This window comes from Micromonospora sp. NBC_00362, assembly GCF_026342155.1.
GTDB lineage: Bacteria > Actinomycetota > Actinomycetes > Mycobacteriales > Micromonosporaceae > Micromonospora > Micromonospora hortensis.
Genome location: NZ_JAPENH010000001.1, coordinates 657561 through 672907, shown reverse-complemented (window position 1 = coordinate 672907; position 15347 = coordinate 657561). Strand labels below are relative to the sequence as shown.

The 15347-nt window shown below is 72.1% G+C and carries 14 protein-coding genes; 11 read left to right on the top strand and 3 right to left on the bottom strand.

Annotated elements, in window-relative coordinates:
• The first annotated feature begins 174 nt into the window (after positions 1 to 174).
• The 7 genes from OG992_RS02860 (at position 175) to OG992_RS02830 (ending at position 6882) form a co-directional block, all read left to right on the top strand.
• Positions 175 to 1311, top strand: coding sequence for a CaiB/BaiF CoA-transferase family protein (locus tag OG992_RS02860; RefSeq protein WP_266302245.1), 1137 nt, complete (start codon positions 175 to 177; stop codon positions 1309 to 1311).
• Positions 1296 to 2066: a citryl-CoA lyase gene (locus OG992_RS02855; RefSeq protein WP_266302244.1), complete on the top strand. Its 771-nt coding sequence runs from the start codon at positions 1296 to 1298 to the stop codon at positions 2064 to 2066. Before OG992_RS02860 ends, OG992_RS02855 begins: the two co-directional genes overlap by 16 nt.
• Positions 2067 to 2096: 30 nt before the next feature.
• Entirely contained in the window at positions 2097 to 2960 is an 864-nt protein-coding gene (locus OG992_RS02850; protein ID WP_238682502.1) for an extradiol ring-cleavage dioxygenase, read from the top strand.
• Entirely contained in the window at positions 2957 to 3319 is a 363-nt protein-coding gene (locus OG992_RS02845; protein ID WP_238682508.1) for a hypothetical protein, read from the top strand. Before OG992_RS02850 ends, OG992_RS02845 begins: the two co-directional genes overlap by 4 nt.
• On the top strand, positions 3316 to 4281 hold the full coding sequence (locus tag OG992_RS02840; protein ID WP_266302243.1) for a zinc-binding alcohol dehydrogenase family protein: 966 nt from the start codon (positions 3316 to 3318) through the stop codon (positions 4279 to 4281). Before OG992_RS02845 ends, OG992_RS02840 begins: the two co-directional genes overlap by 4 nt.
• An 84-nt stretch (positions 4282 to 4365) precedes the next feature.
• A complete protein-coding gene (locus tag OG992_RS02835) occupies positions 4366 to 5790 on the top strand; it encodes an aldehyde dehydrogenase family protein (protein WP_238682510.1) in 1425 nt (474 codons plus the stop codon).
• A 258-nt stretch (positions 5791 to 6048) separates the two neighbouring features.
• Positions 6049 to 6882: a helix-turn-helix transcriptional regulator gene (locus OG992_RS02830; RefSeq protein ID WP_266302241.1), complete on the top strand. Its 834-nt coding sequence runs from the start codon at positions 6049 to 6051 to the stop codon at positions 6880 to 6882.
• A 6-nt stretch (positions 6883 to 6888) separates the two neighbouring features.
• On the opposite strand, the gene OG992_RS02825 is transcribed toward OG992_RS02830, so the two are convergent.
• Positions 6889 to 7692: an AraC family transcriptional regulator gene (locus OG992_RS02825; protein WP_266302240.1), complete on the bottom strand. Its 804-nt coding sequence runs from the start codon at positions 7690 to 7692 to the stop codon at positions 6889 to 6891.
• A 50-nt stretch (positions 7693 to 7742) separates the two neighbouring features.
• Between OG992_RS02825 and OG992_RS02820 the strand changes: the two genes are divergently transcribed.
• Both OG992_RS02820 and OG992_RS02815 read left to right on the top strand, forming a co-directional pair.
• Entirely contained in the window at positions 7743 to 8165 is a 423-nt protein-coding gene (locus OG992_RS02820; protein ID WP_238682513.1) for a DUF2000 domain-containing protein, read from the top strand.
• A 96-nt stretch (positions 8166 to 8261) separates the two neighbouring features.
• The gene (locus OG992_RS02815; protein ID WP_266302239.1) at positions 8262 to 9875 is read left to right on the top strand and encodes a ricin-type beta-trefoil lectin domain protein; all 1614 of its coding nucleotides are present in this window, start codon (positions 8262 to 8264) and stop codon (positions 9873 to 9875) included.
• A 51-nt stretch (positions 9876 to 9926) separates the two neighbouring features.
• Here the strand turns inward: OG992_RS02815 and OG992_RS02810 are convergent, their stop codons facing one another.
• Together OG992_RS02810 and OG992_RS02805 are read right to left on the bottom strand one after the other, a co-directional pair.
• On the bottom strand, positions 9927 to 12446 hold the full coding sequence (locus OG992_RS02810) for an ABC transporter permease (protein ID WP_266302238.1): 2520 nt from the start codon (positions 12444 to 12446) through the stop codon (positions 9927 to 9929).
• A gap of 8 nt (positions 12447 to 12454) precedes the next feature.
• The gene (locus tag OG992_RS02805; RefSeq protein WP_238682516.1) at positions 12455 to 13213 is read right to left on the bottom strand and encodes an ABC transporter ATP-binding protein; all 759 of its coding nucleotides are present in this window, start codon (positions 13211 to 13213) and stop codon (positions 12455 to 12457) included.
• A 146-nt stretch (positions 13214 to 13359) separates the two neighbouring features.
• Between OG992_RS02805 and OG992_RS02800 the strand changes: the two genes are divergently transcribed.
• Together OG992_RS02800 and OG992_RS02795 are read left to right on the top strand one after the other, a co-directional pair.
• The gene (locus OG992_RS02800; protein ID WP_266302237.1) at positions 13360 to 14562 is read left to right on the top strand and encodes a sensor histidine kinase; all 1203 of its coding nucleotides are present in this window, start codon (positions 13360 to 13362) and stop codon (positions 14560 to 14562) included.
• A complete protein-coding gene (locus tag OG992_RS02795; RefSeq protein WP_238682518.1) occupies positions 14559 to 15197 on the top strand; it encodes a response regulator transcription factor in 639 nt (212 codons plus the stop codon). The genes OG992_RS02800 and OG992_RS02795 overlap by 4 nt, the downstream gene beginning before the upstream one ends.
• The last annotated feature ends 150 nt before the right edge of the window (positions 15198 to 15347 follow it).

Genomic DNA, 15347 nt, shown 5'->3' with positions numbered 1-15347 from the left:
CGAGGGGAATCCGGACCGTTGTCCGCTGTGCGGCCAGCCCGAGTGGCGCAAGTGTGGTCCCGGTCACGAAGCGTGTCAAGAGGGTGGTCCCGATCGACGAACACACCGTTGACACGCACCGTGCGGCGTCGCATGCTGTCCCGGCGGACAGGTGTCCGCAGAACGGGCGGAAACATGGTGCAGCATTCGACAGGCCCACTGGCCGGCCTGCTCGTCGCGGACTTCTCCCGGATCCTCGCCGGGCCGTACGCGACGATGCTCCTGGCCGACCTGGGCGCCCAGGTGATCAAAGTGGAGAGCCCCGGTGGCGACGACACCCGCACCTGGATGCCGCCCACCCGCGACGGGGTCTCGACGTACTACCTCGGCATCAACCGCAACAAGCGGTCGGTCGCCCTGGACCTCAGGAAACCCGACGACCTGGCCGCCGCGCAGGAGTTGGCCCGCCGCGCCGACGTGCTGATCGAGAACTTCCGGCCCGGTGGCCTCGCCCGGTTCGGCCTCGACTACGACACCGTCACCGCGAACAACGACAAGATCGTGTACGCGAGCATCAGCGGCTTCGGCACCGGCGCCGGTAAGGACTTCCCCGGCTACGACCTCATGGTGCAGGCGATCTCGGGCCTGATGAGCCTCACCGGCGACCCGGACGGATCGCCGTACCGGGCCGGCATCTCCGTCTTCGACGTGATGGCCGGGCTGCACGCCAGCATCGGCATCCTCGCCGCGCTGCACCACCGTGGCGAGACCGGACGAGGCCAGCACGTCGAGGTCAACCTGCTCAGCTCGGCGCTGTCCGGGTTGGTCAACCACTCCAGCGGCTACGTCGCGGGCGGCACCGTCCCGTTCCGGATGGGCAACGCGCACCCCAGCCTCTTCCCGTACGAGCCACTGCCCACCGCCGACGGCGACCTGATCGTCATCGCCGGCAACGACGGGCAGTTCCGCAAGCTCTGCCAGGTGCTCGACCTGCCCGGCCTGCCGGACGACAGGCGCTTCGGCCGCAACCAGGACCGCACGGCCAACCGGGAACAACTGCGGCCGCTGCTTGTCGAACGCCTCGCCAAGCGGACCACTGACGAGTGGTTCCGGGACCTGCTCGCCGCCGGCGTCCCGTGCGCGCCGATCAACACCATCGACGGTGGTGTGGCGCTCGCCGAGGAGCTGGGCCTCGACCCGGTCGTCACCGTCGGAGACGTGCCCGGTGTCCGCAACCCCATCACCTTCTCCGACACCCCGGCCCGGTACGAGCTGCCGCCGCCGGGGCTCGACGAACACGGCGAGGAGATCCGCGCGTGGCTGAAGAACTGAGCTTCCCCACCGGGATCGGCACCTCCGACCCGACCACCATCTCCCTGCTCGGGCAGGACCTGGCCGCCGACCTCATGGGCACTGTGGGCTTCGGCGAGCTGGCGTACTGGCTGGTCGCCGGCCGCCGCCCCACCCTGGGTGAGGTACGGGTCTTCGAGGCGGTGCTGGTGGCCCTCGCCGACCACGGCTTCACGCCGACGGCGATCGCCGCCCGGCTGACGTACCTGTCCGCGCCCGAGTCGTTGCAGGGCGCGCTCGCCGCCGGCCTGCTCGGCGGCGGCTCCCGCTTTCTCGGTGTCACCGAGGACTGTGGACGCTTCCTCGCCGACACGCTCGCCCAGGCCGGCGACGTGACCGACTACGACGCGGTGGCGCTCGACGCGGTCACCCGGGCCAAGCGGGAGCGTCGACTGGTCCCCGGGCTCGGGCACCCCGTGCACAAGGAGCAGGACCCACGCACCCCCGTGCTGATCAGGATCGCCACCGAGGAGGGTCTGCATGGCCCGCACCTGCGGCTGTTCGAGGCGATCGGACGCGTCCACCCGCAGGTGCTCGGCCGCACCCTGCCGCTCAACGGCGCCGGAGTCTGCGGGGCGGCCCTCGCCGACCTCGGGCTCCCGGTCGAGATGCTGCGCGGTTTCGCCCTGCTGGCCCGCGCGGCGGGGCTGCTCGGGCACCTCGCCGAGGAGCGACGACGACCGCTCGGCATGGACATCTACCGCACCGTCGACCGCAACGCCGTCTACGAACCCTGATCTGCTCTTCCACCCCCGAAAGGAGCGGGAATGGCCTCCATCGTCGCGGTCATCGCCTCCACCCACCACCCCTTCTACTACCGGGCCAGCACCGCGACCGGCGAGGATCGGCCACCGTTCGCCGACGAGTGGACCCGCAAGATCCTGGCGTTCCGGGAGACGTTGACCCGAGCCCGGCCCGACGTGCTGGTGATGGTCGGCTCCGACCACTTCCACCAACTCTGGCTGGACAACATGCCACAGTTCCTGGTCGGCAAGGCGCCCCACTACGACGCCAACTGGTACAACGAGGAGCGCGAGTTCGGGCTGCCCCGGATGCTGCTCAAGGGCCAGGAGGACCTGTCCGGGCACATCCTGCGGGCCGGGCTCGACGCCGGCTTCGACCTCGCGTTCAGCAACGAGCTGCGCATCGACCACAGCATCACCTGCCCGATCATCACGCTGCGGCCCGAGGCCGACCTGCCGATCGTGCCGATCTACACCAACATCTTCGCGCCGCCGCTGCCGCAGCCGAAGCGTTTCGTCCAGCTCGGCCAGAGCATCCGCGACATCGTCGAGTCGTGGCCGTCGCACCTGCGGGTGGCGGTCATCGGCACCGGCCACCTCTCACTGGAGCTGGGCGGCCCCCGGCAGTTCGGCCCGCACGGCCCGGACCCGGAGTTCGACCAGCGGGCCGTCGAGTGGATCGCCAACGGCGACCTGGACGAGTGCCTGCGCGAGGTCACCCTGGACAGCCTGCACTCGCCGGGCAACGCCACCCACGGCTTCATGGACTTCATGCTGATGATGGGCGTGGCCGGCGCCGGCGTGAAGGCCGACTACGTGGACACGCTCGATCTGTTCCACACCATGGAGGCGTACTTCACCTGGTACCCGAACGGAGCGCCGGCATGAGCAAGTATCTGCTGAACAAGTTCCTCTTCATGGTCGACCGGGACCCGGAACTGGTCGAGCGCTACCGCAGCGAGCCGCGTGAGCTGGTCGCCTGGTGGGAGGCCGAGTGCGCCAACACGGTGCTGAACTGCCACACCGGCGAGGCGAGCACCTGGTTGCGCTTCGACGACGTGGAGCGCGAGGCGTTGGCCACCCACGACCACGTGAAGCTCTTCGAGTTGGGCGCGCACCCGTTCCTCACCCTGACCCTCTTCATTGCCCTCTTCGAGCGGGACAACACGCAGCCGCTGGAATACCAGAAGTCCTACGGCGCGCGACTGGCCCACTTCTCGATGCCCTACCCGGACATCGCGACGTGATCCGCGCGGCTGTGCTCACCACCTGCGGCGCCGCACCGACGATCGCCGAGCGGCCGGTGCCCGTACCGGCCGACGGTGCGGTGGCGGTCACCGTCGAGGCCGTGCCGATCACCCCGCTGGACGTGCTCTGCGCCAGCGGCACCAGCTACTTCGGACCGCCGAGCACCCCGTACGTGCCGGGTGTGCAGGGGGTCGGTCGGCTCGCCGACGGCACCGCGGTCTGGTTCGGCACGTCGGCCGGGATGCGCTCCGGTGTCGACGGCAGCATGGCGACCACCGTCACAGTGCCCACCGTCGACGTGGTGGCGCTGCCGGCCGGCGTACCGCTGACCCTGCTCGCGGCCCTCGGCCTCTCCGCTGTCGCCGCGCACGCGGCGCTGACCCACGCCGGCGGCCTCGCGGCCGGCGAACAGGTCATCGTGCTCGGCGCCGGGGGTGTGGTCGGTCAGGCCGCCGTCCAGCTCGCCCTGCTCGGTGGCGCCCGCCGGGTCATCGCCGTGGCCCGGTCGGCCGCGGCGCGGGCCCGCGCCGAGGAACTCGGCGCCGCCGTCGCGGTCCCGCTGCTCCCCGACGACGATGTCGCGTCGATGGCCGACCGGCTGCGCCACGCCGCCGACGGGCCGGTCGACCTCGTCCTCGACCCGGTCTTCGGTGTCCCGGCCGCGGCGGCGTTGCGGGTGCTGCGCCCGGGTGGGCGATTGGTCAACCTAGGTAGCGCGGCCGGCGCGACAGCACCCATCGAGTCCGCCGTGCTGCGCAGCGGCGCGTTGCGGATGATCGGCTACACCAACAACGGGTTGTCGACCGCCGAGCGGGCCGCCGCGCTGACAGTGGTGGCCGGGCACGCGGCGGCCGGCCGGCTCACCGTCGACCACGAGATAGTGCCGTTCGACGCCATCGCGGAGGCCTGGGCCCGACAGGACGCCGGCACCACCGCCGGCCGGATCGTCCTCGCGCTCTGAGGGGGCCGAGCCCCAGCCAGGGATCGCGGAACCGTGGATAAACCGCACCTGGTTGGGGTTCGGCGGCGGTGCGACGGTCGGTCCATGACACCTTCCACCTACACCGTCGCCGGCCACTGGATCGGTGGCGAGACCGTCACCGGCTCCGCCGGCACCCTTCCCGTCGTGAACCCGGCCACCGGCGAGGTCGTCGCCGAGACCCCGGCCGGCACCGCCGCCGACGTCGACAGCGCCGTCGCCGCCGCCCGAGCCGCCTTCCCGGCCTGGTCGGCGACCACCCCGCAGCACCGGGCGGACGTGCTGCGCCGCCTCGGCGCCGGCCTCGCCGCCCGCACGGAGGAGATCGCTCAGGCGATCACCGCCGAGATGGGCTCTCCGATCGGTATGTCCCGGACCGCCCAGGTCGCGTTCCCGGCCGCCGTGGTCGAGTCCGTCGCCGGCCTGGCCGACGACTTCGCCTGGACCGAGGAGGTCGGCAACTCGCTGATCGTCCGCGAGCCGATCGGTGTCGTCGGCGCGATCACGCCGTGGAACTTCCCGCTCCAGCAGATCGTCTCCAAGCTGGCGCCGGCCCTGCTCGCTGGCAACACGATGGTCTTCAAGCCGTCCGAGAACGCCCCGCTGACCGCGCGCGTCCTCGCCGAGGCCGCCGCCGAGGCCGGCGTACCGGCGGGTGTCTTCAACGTCGTCTACGGCACCGGCGCGACCGTCGGCGAGGCGATCTCCGCCCACCCGGACATCGACATGATCTCCTTCACCGGCTCCACCCGGGCCGGGCAGCGGATCTCCGCGGTGGCCGCGGCGACCGTCAAGCGGGTCGCGCTGGAGCTGGGCGGCAAGGGCGCGAACATCATCCTCGACGACGCCGACCTGCCCGCCGCTGTCGAGCGGGGTCTCATGATGGCGTTCAGCAACGGCGGTCAGGTCTGCGGCGCGTGGCCGCGGATGCTGGTACCCGCCTCCCGCCAGGACGAGGTCGTGGCGTTGGCCGTCGAGGCCGCGAAGCAGTACACCGTCGGCGACCCGGGCGACGAGGCCACCCGGATCGGCCCGATGGCGTCCGAGACCCACCGGCAAAAGGTCGTCGGCTACATCGAGCGGGGCATCGCCGACGGCGCCCGGCTCGTGTTCGGCGGCCCGCAGCGGCCCGAGGGGCTGACCGTCGGGGCCTACGTCCAGCCGACGATCTTCGCCGACGTCGACCCGGCCTCCGCGATCGCCCAGGAGGAGATCTTCGGCCCGGTGCTGACGATCATCCCCTACGCCGACGAGGAGGAGGCCGTGGCCATCGCCAACGGCACGCTGTACGGCCTGACCAGCGGCGTCTTCGGTGAGCCGGAGCACGCGTTGGCGATCGCCCGGCGGCTGCGCGTGGGCCAGGTCGACGTGAACGCCGGCCACTGGAACCCGCTCGCCCCGTTCGGCGGCTACAAGCACTCCGGCAACGGCCGCGAGTTCGGCCGCTTCGGGCTGGAGGAGTTCCTGGAAACCAAGTCCATCCAGCGCTAACCGCACCAGCCCCCGCCCCCGCGCCCGCCCCGCCCCGCGCGCCCCGCCCCGCCCCGCCCGCGCCGATCTTGCACTTTCGGTTGCCGACATGGGGTGTTACAACCCTTATGTCTCGACAGAAAGTGCAAGATCGCGAGATCAAAGGGCGGGGCGGGGGCGGGGCGGGGCCGGGGCGCGGGGTGGAACACCGGGGCAGGGATGGTCTGTTGCAATCCATGTGCCGGTCCGCCCACCGGCACCCACCGATCGGAGACACCCGTGGACCGCGCCCAACTCGCCAGCTTCCTGCGCACCCGCCGCGAGGCGCTCCAGCCCGAGGACGTCGGGTTGCCCCGGGGCCCCCGTCGGCGTACCGGAGGGCTACGGCGCGAGGAAGTCGCCACGTTGAGCGGGATGTCCACCGACTACTACAGCCGGTTGGAGCAGCAGCGCGGACCGCACCCCTCGGAGCAGATGCTCGCCGCCCTGGCCCGGGGCCTGCGGCTCACCCTCGCCGAACGCGACCACCTGTTCCAGCTCGCCGGTCACGCCGTTCCGCGCCGCGCGGTGCGGGCCGACCACGTGAACCCGGGAATGATGCGCATCCTCGACCGGATGCACGACACCCCGGCCCAGGTGGTGAACCACCTGGGCGAGACCCTGGCGCAGACCGCCCCGGCCGTCGCCCTGCTCGGTGACGAGACCCGGTACACCGGGTTGGCGCGCAGCGCGCACCACCGCTGGTTCACCGACCCGACGGCACGGCAGCTGCACCCGGCGCAGGACCACCAGACGCAGAGTCGACTGCTCGTGGCGCACCTGCACGCGGCGTACACCCGCGACGGGCGCGGCTCGCGGGCCGCCGCGGTCGTCGACGACCTGCTGGCCAGGAGCCCGGAGTTCGCGCAACTGTGGCGGGAGCACCCGGTGCCCGCCGGCTACTGCCCACCGAAGCACTTCGTGCACCCGGAGGTCGGGGCGTTGGAGCTGCACTGCCAGACGCTGGTGGATCCCGACCAGTCACAGACACTGTTGGTCTTCACCGCCGTACCCGGGTCGCCGAGCGACGAGAAGCTGCGCCTGCTCGCCGTCATCGGCGGTCAGCTCGTCTGACGGCGATCAGCTCGGTCGGGGATAGCGGGCCGGGCTGACGCCCAGGTAACGCCGGAAGTGGCGGGTCAGGTGCGCCTGGTCGAAGAACCCGGCCGCGACGGCGGTCTCGACGGGCCGCTGCCCGGCGAGGAGCAGGCGACGCGCCAGCTCGACCCGACGGCCGGTCAGGTACGAGTGCGGTGGCACACCGTGCGCCTGGGTGAACGTCCGGACCAGGTGGGTCGGGTGGGCGTGCAGCAGCTCCGCCGCCTCCCCCAGCGTGACGCCCTCGACGGTCCGGGCGTCGAGCAGCTCCCGTAGTCGCACAGCGAGGCCGCGTCCAGGAGGCAGGACACCTGCCGGGGAGCGCTGGCGGAGCTGACGGCGGAGCCGGTCCAGGATGAACGCCAGCCGGCTCTCGGCCTCGAACTCGTCGCCGGGTGTGGCGAGCACCTGGTGCAGGTGGTGGATCCGGTCGCGCAGCTGCGGATCGGCCAGGTCCGGTTCGTCGACGGCCCGGCCGACCAGCTCGGCGTCGAGCGCCGAGGTGTCGAGGTACAGGACCCGCTTGCGGAAGCCGTCCGGTGTGGCGGAGCTGCCGTCGTGCGGCACGTACGGCGGCAGGAGGGTGACCGACGTGCGCAGCGCGCCGTGCCGGTGCCGGTCCAGGTCGAAGCGGACCGCGCCGTCGTCGACGATCAACAGCGTCCACACGTCGTGGATGTGCCGGGGGTAGGCGTGGTCGACGAAGTGGGCGTGGAAGACCTCGGCGACCCCGGCTACCGCGGGTCGCCACGCGCTGACGTGCGAGCCCGCCCGGCGGGTGTCCACGCTAAGAACGTACAAGACCGACAGGCGTCGGGGCGGGCAGGCTCGACGGCATGACCGAACCGATCCGCTTTCCCACCAAGATCGCCGTACTGCTCCGCAACGACCTGGCGAGCTGGCAACGGCTGAACGTCACGGCCTTCCTGGTCAGCGGCATCGCGAGCACGCTGCCGGAGCTTGTCGGCGAGGAGTATTGCGACGCGGACGGCACCAGCTACCTGCCGATGTTCGGCCAGCCGGTGCTGGTCTTCGCCGGGGACCGGGCGACGGTGGCCGGTGCGCACTCGCGCGCCCTGGCCCGTGGCCTGCGGCTGGCGATCTTCACGTCCGAGCTGTTCGCCACCGGCAACGACCGGGACAACCGCGCCGCTGTGCAGGCGGTCGGACGGGAGAAGCTCGACCTGGTGGGCCTGGCGCTGCATGCGCCGCGCAACGTGGTGGACAAGGTGCTCAAGGGTGCGTCCATGCACCCGTAACGGCATCCGTGGCGACGAAGACATTGATATCGGTGTGTATGACTGTAATGATTAACACGCTTTACAGTTGTTTCGCCGCCCGGAAGGACCCCCCACATGGCGCGACGATCGGCCGGGCTCCTGCCCCGCCGCCCCCGCATCAGACTGACCTCCGCGCTCGCCGCGGCCCTGCTCGCCGTACCGACCGGCCTGATCGTCGGCGCATCGCCCGCGGCGGCGGCCGCGACGGGCGCCATCACCGGGTACGGCGGCAAGTGCGTCGACGTGGCCGCCGCGAACCCTGCCAACAACACACCGGTGCAGCTCTTCACCTGCAACGGCTCCACGGCACAACAGTGGACGGTGGCCGACGACGGCACGATCCGGGCGCTGGGCAGGTGCCTGGACATCGCCGCCGCCAGCACCGCCAACGGCGCCCGGGTGCAGATCTACGACTGCAACGGCACCGGAGCACAGCAGTGGTCGCCCAGCGCCGGGCAACTGGTCAACCCGACCTCGGGCAAGTGCCTCGACGCGACCGGCCCCAGCTCGGCCGACGGCACCCCGCTGCAGATCTGGAGCTGCACCGGCACCGCCAACCAGACCTGGGCACTGCCCACCGGCGGCGGCACCACACCGCCGCCCTCCGGTGGTTTCACCCACCCGGGCGTGCTGGTCAGCCGAGGCCAGCTCGACTTCGTCCGTGGCCGGGTGCAGGCCGGCGCGCAGCCGTGGGCGGCGGCCTACAACCAGATGATGGGCAGCCGGTACGCCTCCCTGTCGCGCACCCCGGCGCCCCGTTCGGTGGTCGAGTGCGGTTCCTACTCCAACCCGAACAACGGCTGCACCGACGAGCGGGAGGACGCGATCGCCGCGTACACCGACGCGCTCGCCTGGTACGTCACCGGTGACGCCCGGTACGCGCAGAAGTCGATCCAGATCATGGACGCGTGGTCGGCCACCATCACCGCCCACACCGGCAGCAACGCCCCACTGCAGACCGGCTGGGCCGCCTCGGTCTGGCCCCGGGCCGCCGAGATCATCAAGTACACGTACACGAGTTGGCCCAACGCCAACCGCTTCGCCACCATGCTGCGCAACGTCTACCTGCCGGTGGTGCGCAACGGGTCGAACAGCAATGGCAACTGGGAACTGACCATGATGGAGGCCGCCGTCGGCATCTCGGTCTTCCTGGAGGACCGGTCCGCCTACGACGCGGCGGTCAGCCGCTTCCTCAACCGCACCCGTGCCTTCGTCTACCTGCCCAGCGACGGCGCGTTGCCGTACACGATGCCCGGCAGCGGCCTGGACACCAGCGCGGAGATCATCGGCTACTGGCAGGGCCAGTCCACCTTCGTCGCCGGCCTCGCCCAGGAGACCTGCCGCGACTTCGTCCACACCGGGTACGGGATCTCCGCCATCTCGCACGTCGCGGAGACCTCACGGATCCAGGGACGGGACCTGCACCCACAGGTCGGTGAGCGGCTGCGTCAGGCGCTCGGCTTCCACTCGCGCTACCAGCTCGGCGAGGCGCCACCCTCGTGGCTCTGCGGCGGCAGCCTCACCCGGGGCCTCGGGCCGATCACCGAGGTCGGCTTCAACGCGATGAGCACCCGGCTGGGCAACGTCATGACCAACACCCAGACCCTCACGCTGCAACAACGCCCGGCCGGCACCAACAACCTCTTCGTCGCCTGGGAGACGCTGACCCACGCCAACAACCCCAACTGACCAAGCCGTCGTGGGGTGGCGCCACGATGCGGTGCCACCCCACGACGGTGCTCAGTTGTCCGCCCCCAGCGCCTCCACCGGGCTGACCCGCGACGCCCGACGGGCCGGTAGCACCCCGGCCAGCGCGGTCAGCCCAACCAGCACCACGAAGAGCCCCGCCAGCGGCAGCAGCGGCGCGGTCAGCGGAGCCTCGATCCCGAGGGTCTGGACCGCCAACCAGGCGTACGGAATGCCGAGCACCAGGCCGATGGTCGCGCCGATCACCCCGTACAGGCCGGACTCGACGGTCAGCATGGTGCGCAGACCGGTCCGGGACAGCCCGATCGCCCGGAGCAACCCGGACTCGCGTACCCGCTCCACCACCGAGAGCGCGGTCGTGGAGCCCACGCCGACCACAGCGATCAGCACGGTCAGGCTGACCAGACCGACAGCAATCCAGACCAGGGTGCGCACCAACGCGTCGTTGCGGTCCCGTTCGTCGGCGAGCACCGCGAGGCCCACCCCGTCGCTGCCACCGATCGCCTGCCGCAGCGCCCGCACGCCGGCGGTACGACCGTCCTCGCCGGCGCCGGCCGCGTCGGCCAGCAGACCGCTGTACGCGGCCGGCACACCGAGCCGGTCCAGGTCGGCCGGATCGGCGAGGATGCCCGCGTGTAGCGGCCCGTCACCGGGCAGGACCGCGGCCACCCGCACGTCGACACTGCCGGTGGCGACGGCGAGCGTGACAGCGTCGCCGGCCCGCAGACCCGCGTCCCGCGCGACCCAGCTGTTGAGCACGATCCGGCCGGGGCCACGATCGGTCAGGCTGCCCTGGGCCACGTCCAGGGCGCCGGTGCTCGGCAGCGCGGCCAGGTTCAGGTCGCTCGTCGGATAACCGGACTCGACGTCGCCCAGCTTGTCGGCGCCGCGCAGCAGCGTGGCGTCGCCGACCATCCGGTACGGCACCACCCTCGCCAGCGCGCCGTGTGCCGCCTCGGCCCGGGTCACGACGGCCGGCGGGAGCGTCCCACCGTTGCTGGTGACCTCGAAGTCGGTGGGGGCCGAGAGCGCCATCTCGCGGTCGGCGAGGATCTGCAGCGACGCGCCGCCGATGACCACCCCGGAGATCAGGGTCACGCCCAGCGCGACCACGACGGAGACCGCGGCGGCGCGGCGCGGCGTCCCGCCGATCCCGCCGACCGACATCCGCCCGAGCGGCCCGAGCTGACGCAGCGGCCAACCCACCACGGCCAGGACCGGGCGCACCAGCAGCGGGCCGAGGGCCACCAGCGCGAAGAACGCCAACGCGCCGGACCCGACCAGCAGGAACAGTGGCATCGACGGGTCGTAGTCCGACTGCTCCGGCTTCGGCAACTGGCTGATCGTCCCGACCGCCGCCAGAACCGCGCCGACGGCCAGGAGCAGCCCGAAGACCAGACGCGGCACACCGATGCCGCGACGGCCGGCGGTGACGCTCGCCGCCCGCAGTGCCTCCAGTGGGGAGACCCGGGCGGCCGACAGCGCCGGCGCCAGCACGGCCAGCACGGTGATTACGACGGCACCGATCACCACGGTGACCGCCTCCGCCAGTGGCAGGCCCGGCGAGGAGACCTCGTGGCCGGTGGCGCGCAGGATCGCCGGCAGCGCGTACCCGAGAGTGAGGGCGCTGGCGACCCCGACGACGCCGGCGACCAGCCCGGTCAGGGCTCCCTCGGCGGTCAGGGCCCCCACCAGGGTGGCCCGACTCGCGCCGACCGCCCGCAGCAGCGCGAGCTGCCGCATCCGCTGCGCGAAGACGATGCGGAAGGTCGAGGTGACCACCAGCGCGGCAGCGACGACAGCGATGGAGACGAACATGCCGACCAGGATGAAGAGTCTCCCGACCTGTTGGGCCGCCGCCTGGGCCTCAGACTCGCGCACCTCGGCGCCGGAGCGGATCGGCTGGCCGGCGACCGCTGCTGTCACCCGTTGGCGGACCGCGTCGGTCGAGGTGCCGGAGGCCACCCGCACGTCGACGCGCTCCACAGTCGTCAGGCGCGCCCAGGCGATCACGGCGCTGTCCGGGGCGTACGCGTCGTAGCCGGCGTCGACGCCGCTCTCCACCAGGCCGGTCACTGTGAGCGGGGCGGGCGTGGTGAGTTCACCGCCGGTGCCGCTGGTGGTGGTGCCGACCGAGAGCCCGAGCCGTTCGGCGGTACGCGGCGTGATCGCGATCTCGCCGGGCTGATCCGGGTAGCTGCCCTCGATCACCCGGACCGTGCTCAGCGGGCCGGTACCCGCATCGGACTGGAGGTTGAGGTACCCCTCGCCGATGGAGACCCCCGTCGAGACCCGGGCCACCGCCTCGGCCACCCCGGGCACGGCTCGGATCTGCCGCACGTCGGCCACTGCGGGTGGCGGCACGTCGACGGTGCCGATCACCAGGTCGGTGACGGCCGGGGTGCCGCTGAGGTTGTCCCGCACGGTCCGTTCGGTGATCTGCTGCACCAGCACGGTGCCGAACACAACGAACGACGCGACCAGGATCGCCAGGCCGGTGAGGATCAGCCGGCCGGGCCGCCGGGCCGCGGCGGTCGTCTGGGTACGCAGCACCGTCGCCCTCATCGGCGGGCCGCCAGGTCACGCAGGGCGTCGGTGACCGACACCTGGTTCGGCTTGTCGATCTCGCCGGCCAGCCGCCCGTCGGCGAGCAGCACCACCCGGTCGGCGTACGCGGCGGCGATCGGGTCGTGGGTGACCATGACGACGGTCTGGCCCAGGTCGCGTACCGAGTCGCGCAGGATGGTGAGCACCTCCGCCCCGGAGCGGGAGTCGAGGTTGCCGGTCGGCTCGTCGGCGAAGACCACCTCGGGCCGTGCCACCAGCGCCCGCGCCAGCGCCACCCGCTGCTGCTGGCCGCCGGACAGCTCGCTGGGCCGGTGGTTCAAGCGGTCGCCGAGGCCCAGCACCCGCACCAGGTGCGCGAGCAGTTCCGCGTCGGGCTGCCGACCGGCGAGGTCCAGCGGCAGCGTGATGTTCTGCGCGGCGGTGAGCTGCGGCAGCAGGTTGAAGGACTGGAAGACGAACCCGATCCGCTCCCGGCGTACCCGCGTCAGCGTCCGGTCCGACTGACCGGTCAGCTCCGTGCCGCCGAGCAGGACGCGACCGGAGGTGGCAGTGTCGAGGCCGGCGAGGCAGTGCATCAGTGTCGACTTGCCGGACCCGGACGAGCCCATGATCGCGGTGAACTCGGCCCGGCCGAAGCCGACCGAGACCCCGTCCAGGGCACGGACGGCGGTGTCGCCGCTGCCGTACACCTTCACCAGGTCGACCGCGGCGACCGCGGCGTGGCTGGTCTCCGGCGGGGCGTGGGTTGTCATCGTTCCTCCAGTGGCTGCGTGGTGACCGGCACAGCGTCGCCGCCACCGGCGGGTGCGCGCATCGGCCCGGGGCCGGGTATCGCCGGTGCCGGGTCTGCCTTTTGGCCGATCCGCCACCTCCACCCAGCTGGCTACGCTGGGTCACCATGAGCACGCCGGATCTTCGACGTCTGTGGGTACGCCTGGCCCAAGCAGCCGGGCTGGTGGCCTTCGGCCTGCTCGCCCTCTTCGACTTCGCGGCCAGCACGGCGGATAACTCCGGCATCGGTACTCTTCTGCTCCTGCTGGTGCCGATGGGGTTGGCGGTGGCGACGGTGCCGCTGTGGCTGCCGGTGCACCGGCTGGGCTCCCGCCGGCTGCCGCTGGCCGCGCTGGCACTCGCCACCGCCTCACTGGCCGTGACCGCAGGGGTGGTGCTCCTCTCCGGAGGCGGCGGCATCCTGCTCGCCCGCACCTGGGGGCTCGCCGAGTCGGCAGGGCTGATCGGCGTGGTCTTCGTGGTGAGCCGCTGGGGCGCGCCGCGGCTCACCCCGTGGGCCGCGGTGGCCGGCGGGCTCGCCGTCGCCGCGATGCCGCTGCGCGTCGGCACCGAGAACCTGCTGGTGATCTTCGGCCTGCTCCAGGTGCTCGCCGCGGCCGGCGCCGCCGGGGTGGGGCTCTACCTGCGCATCATGGCCGCCGGCCGGGAGCGGGCCATCGCGCTGGTCCGGGCCGAGCAACGTGCCGAGTTCGCCCGGGATCTGCACGACTTCATCGCCCACCACGTCACCGGCATCGTGGTCCAGGCACAGGGCGCCCGGTTCGTCGCCGAGCAGGACCCGCAACGGGTGATCGTCGCCCTGGAACAGATCGAGCGGGCCGGCGCGGAGACGATGGCGTCGATGCGGCGGATGGTCGGCATCCTGCGCAACCCGGACGCCCCGCCGGACGCGCCGCTGGCTCCACTGGCCGGGGTGACCGAACTGGAGCCGCTGCTGACCGGGTTCAACGGCGCGGCGAACGCGCCGGCACGACTGCACATCGACGGCGACCTGAACGGACTGCCGGTGGAGGTGTCCACGTCGGCGTACCGGGTGGTGATGGAAGGGCTGACCAACACCCGCCAGCACGCGCCGGACGCGCGGTCCGTTGCCGTGGCCGTGCGGCGTACCCCCGACTGGTTGCTGGTCCGGGTCGCCGACGACGGCGCGTCGCCGCGCACCGCGCCGGCCCGGGGGCACGGCTTCGGTCTGATCGGCCTCACCGAGCGGGTACGCGCCCTCGGCGGCACGATCACCGCCGGACCCGGCGTCGCCGGTGGCTGGGTGCTCGACGCGGCGTTCCCGCTCCGCGTGGCGGTGACGCGGTGATCCGGGTGCTGATCGCCGACGACCAGGCCATGGTCCGGACCGGCTTCGGCATGATCATTGGCGCCCAGTCGGACATGGAGGTGGTCGGCGAGGCCGCCGACGGCGTCCAGGCCGTCGAACTGGCCCGACGACTGCGCCCGGACGTGGTGCTGCTGGACATCCGGATGCCCCGCCTCGACGGTCTCGAGGCACTGCGGCTGCTCGCGGGCCCGGGCGTCGCCGACCCGATCCGGGTTGTCGTCGTGACGACCTTCGACCTCGACGAGTACGTGCACACCGCGCTCTCCAACGGCGCGTGCGGCTTCCTGCTCAAGGACTCCGGCCCGGCCCTGCTGGTGGAGGCGGTCCGCGCGGCAGTGTCCGGCGACGCGCTGATCAGCCCCTCGATCACGGTACGGCTGTTGGAGCACCTCAGCTCGCCAGCCCCGGCGCGCGACGACGCAGGCCTGTCGCCACGGGAACTCGACGTCGTGAAGCTCGTCGCCAGGGGCCTGACCAACGCCGAGATCGCCACCCAACTCTTCATCGCCGTCGGCACTGTCAAGACCCACCTGGCGAGCGTGCAGATGAAACTGAAGGCCCGCAACCGGGTCGAGATCGCCGCCTGGGCGTGGGAACGCCGCCTCGTCGGCTAGATCGGGCTCGCGGGCGGCGGCTCGCGGGCGGCGGCTCGCGGGCGGGTTGGTGCCTTGTTCGTTGCCTTTGGAGCTGATGTCGTCAACGAATCAGCGGCACCGGTGGCCACCGATGTCGTAGACGATTCAGCTCCAAAGGCAACGAGCGGC

What these genes read in the sequence shown, in the direction of transcription:
- OG992_RS02850 (WP_238682502.1), top strand. Translation starts at nt 2,097, where the DNA reads ATGGCCTCCATCGTCGCGGTCATCGCCTCCACCCACCACCCCTTCTAC.
- OG992_RS02820 (WP_238682513.1), top strand. Translation starts at nt 7,743, where the DNA reads ATGACCGAACCGATCCGCTTTCCCACCAAGATCGCCGTACTGCTCCGC.
- OG992_RS02805 (WP_238682516.1), bottom strand. Translation starts at nt 13,213, where the DNA reads ATGACAACCCACGCCCCGCCGGAGACCAGCCACGCCGCGGTCGCCGCG.
- OG992_RS02800 (WP_266302237.1), top strand. Translation starts at nt 13,360, where the DNA reads ATGAGCACGCCGGATCTTCGACGTCTGTGGGTACGCCTGGCCCAAGCA.
- OG992_RS02815 (WP_266302239.1), top strand. Translation starts at nt 8,262, where the DNA reads ATGGCGCGACGATCGGCCGGGCTCCTGCCCCGCCGCCCCCGCATCAGA.
- OG992_RS02860 (WP_266302245.1), top strand. Translation starts at nt 175, where the DNA reads ATGGTGCAGCATTCGACAGGCCCACTGGCCGGCCTGCTCGTCGCGGAC.
- OG992_RS02835 (WP_238682510.1), top strand. Translation starts at nt 4,366, where the DNA reads ATGACACCTTCCACCTACACCGTCGCCGGCCACTGGATCGGTGGCGAG.
- OG992_RS02845 (WP_238682508.1), top strand. Translation starts at nt 2,957, where the DNA reads ATGAGCAAGTATCTGCTGAACAAGTTCCTCTTCATGGTCGACCGGGAC.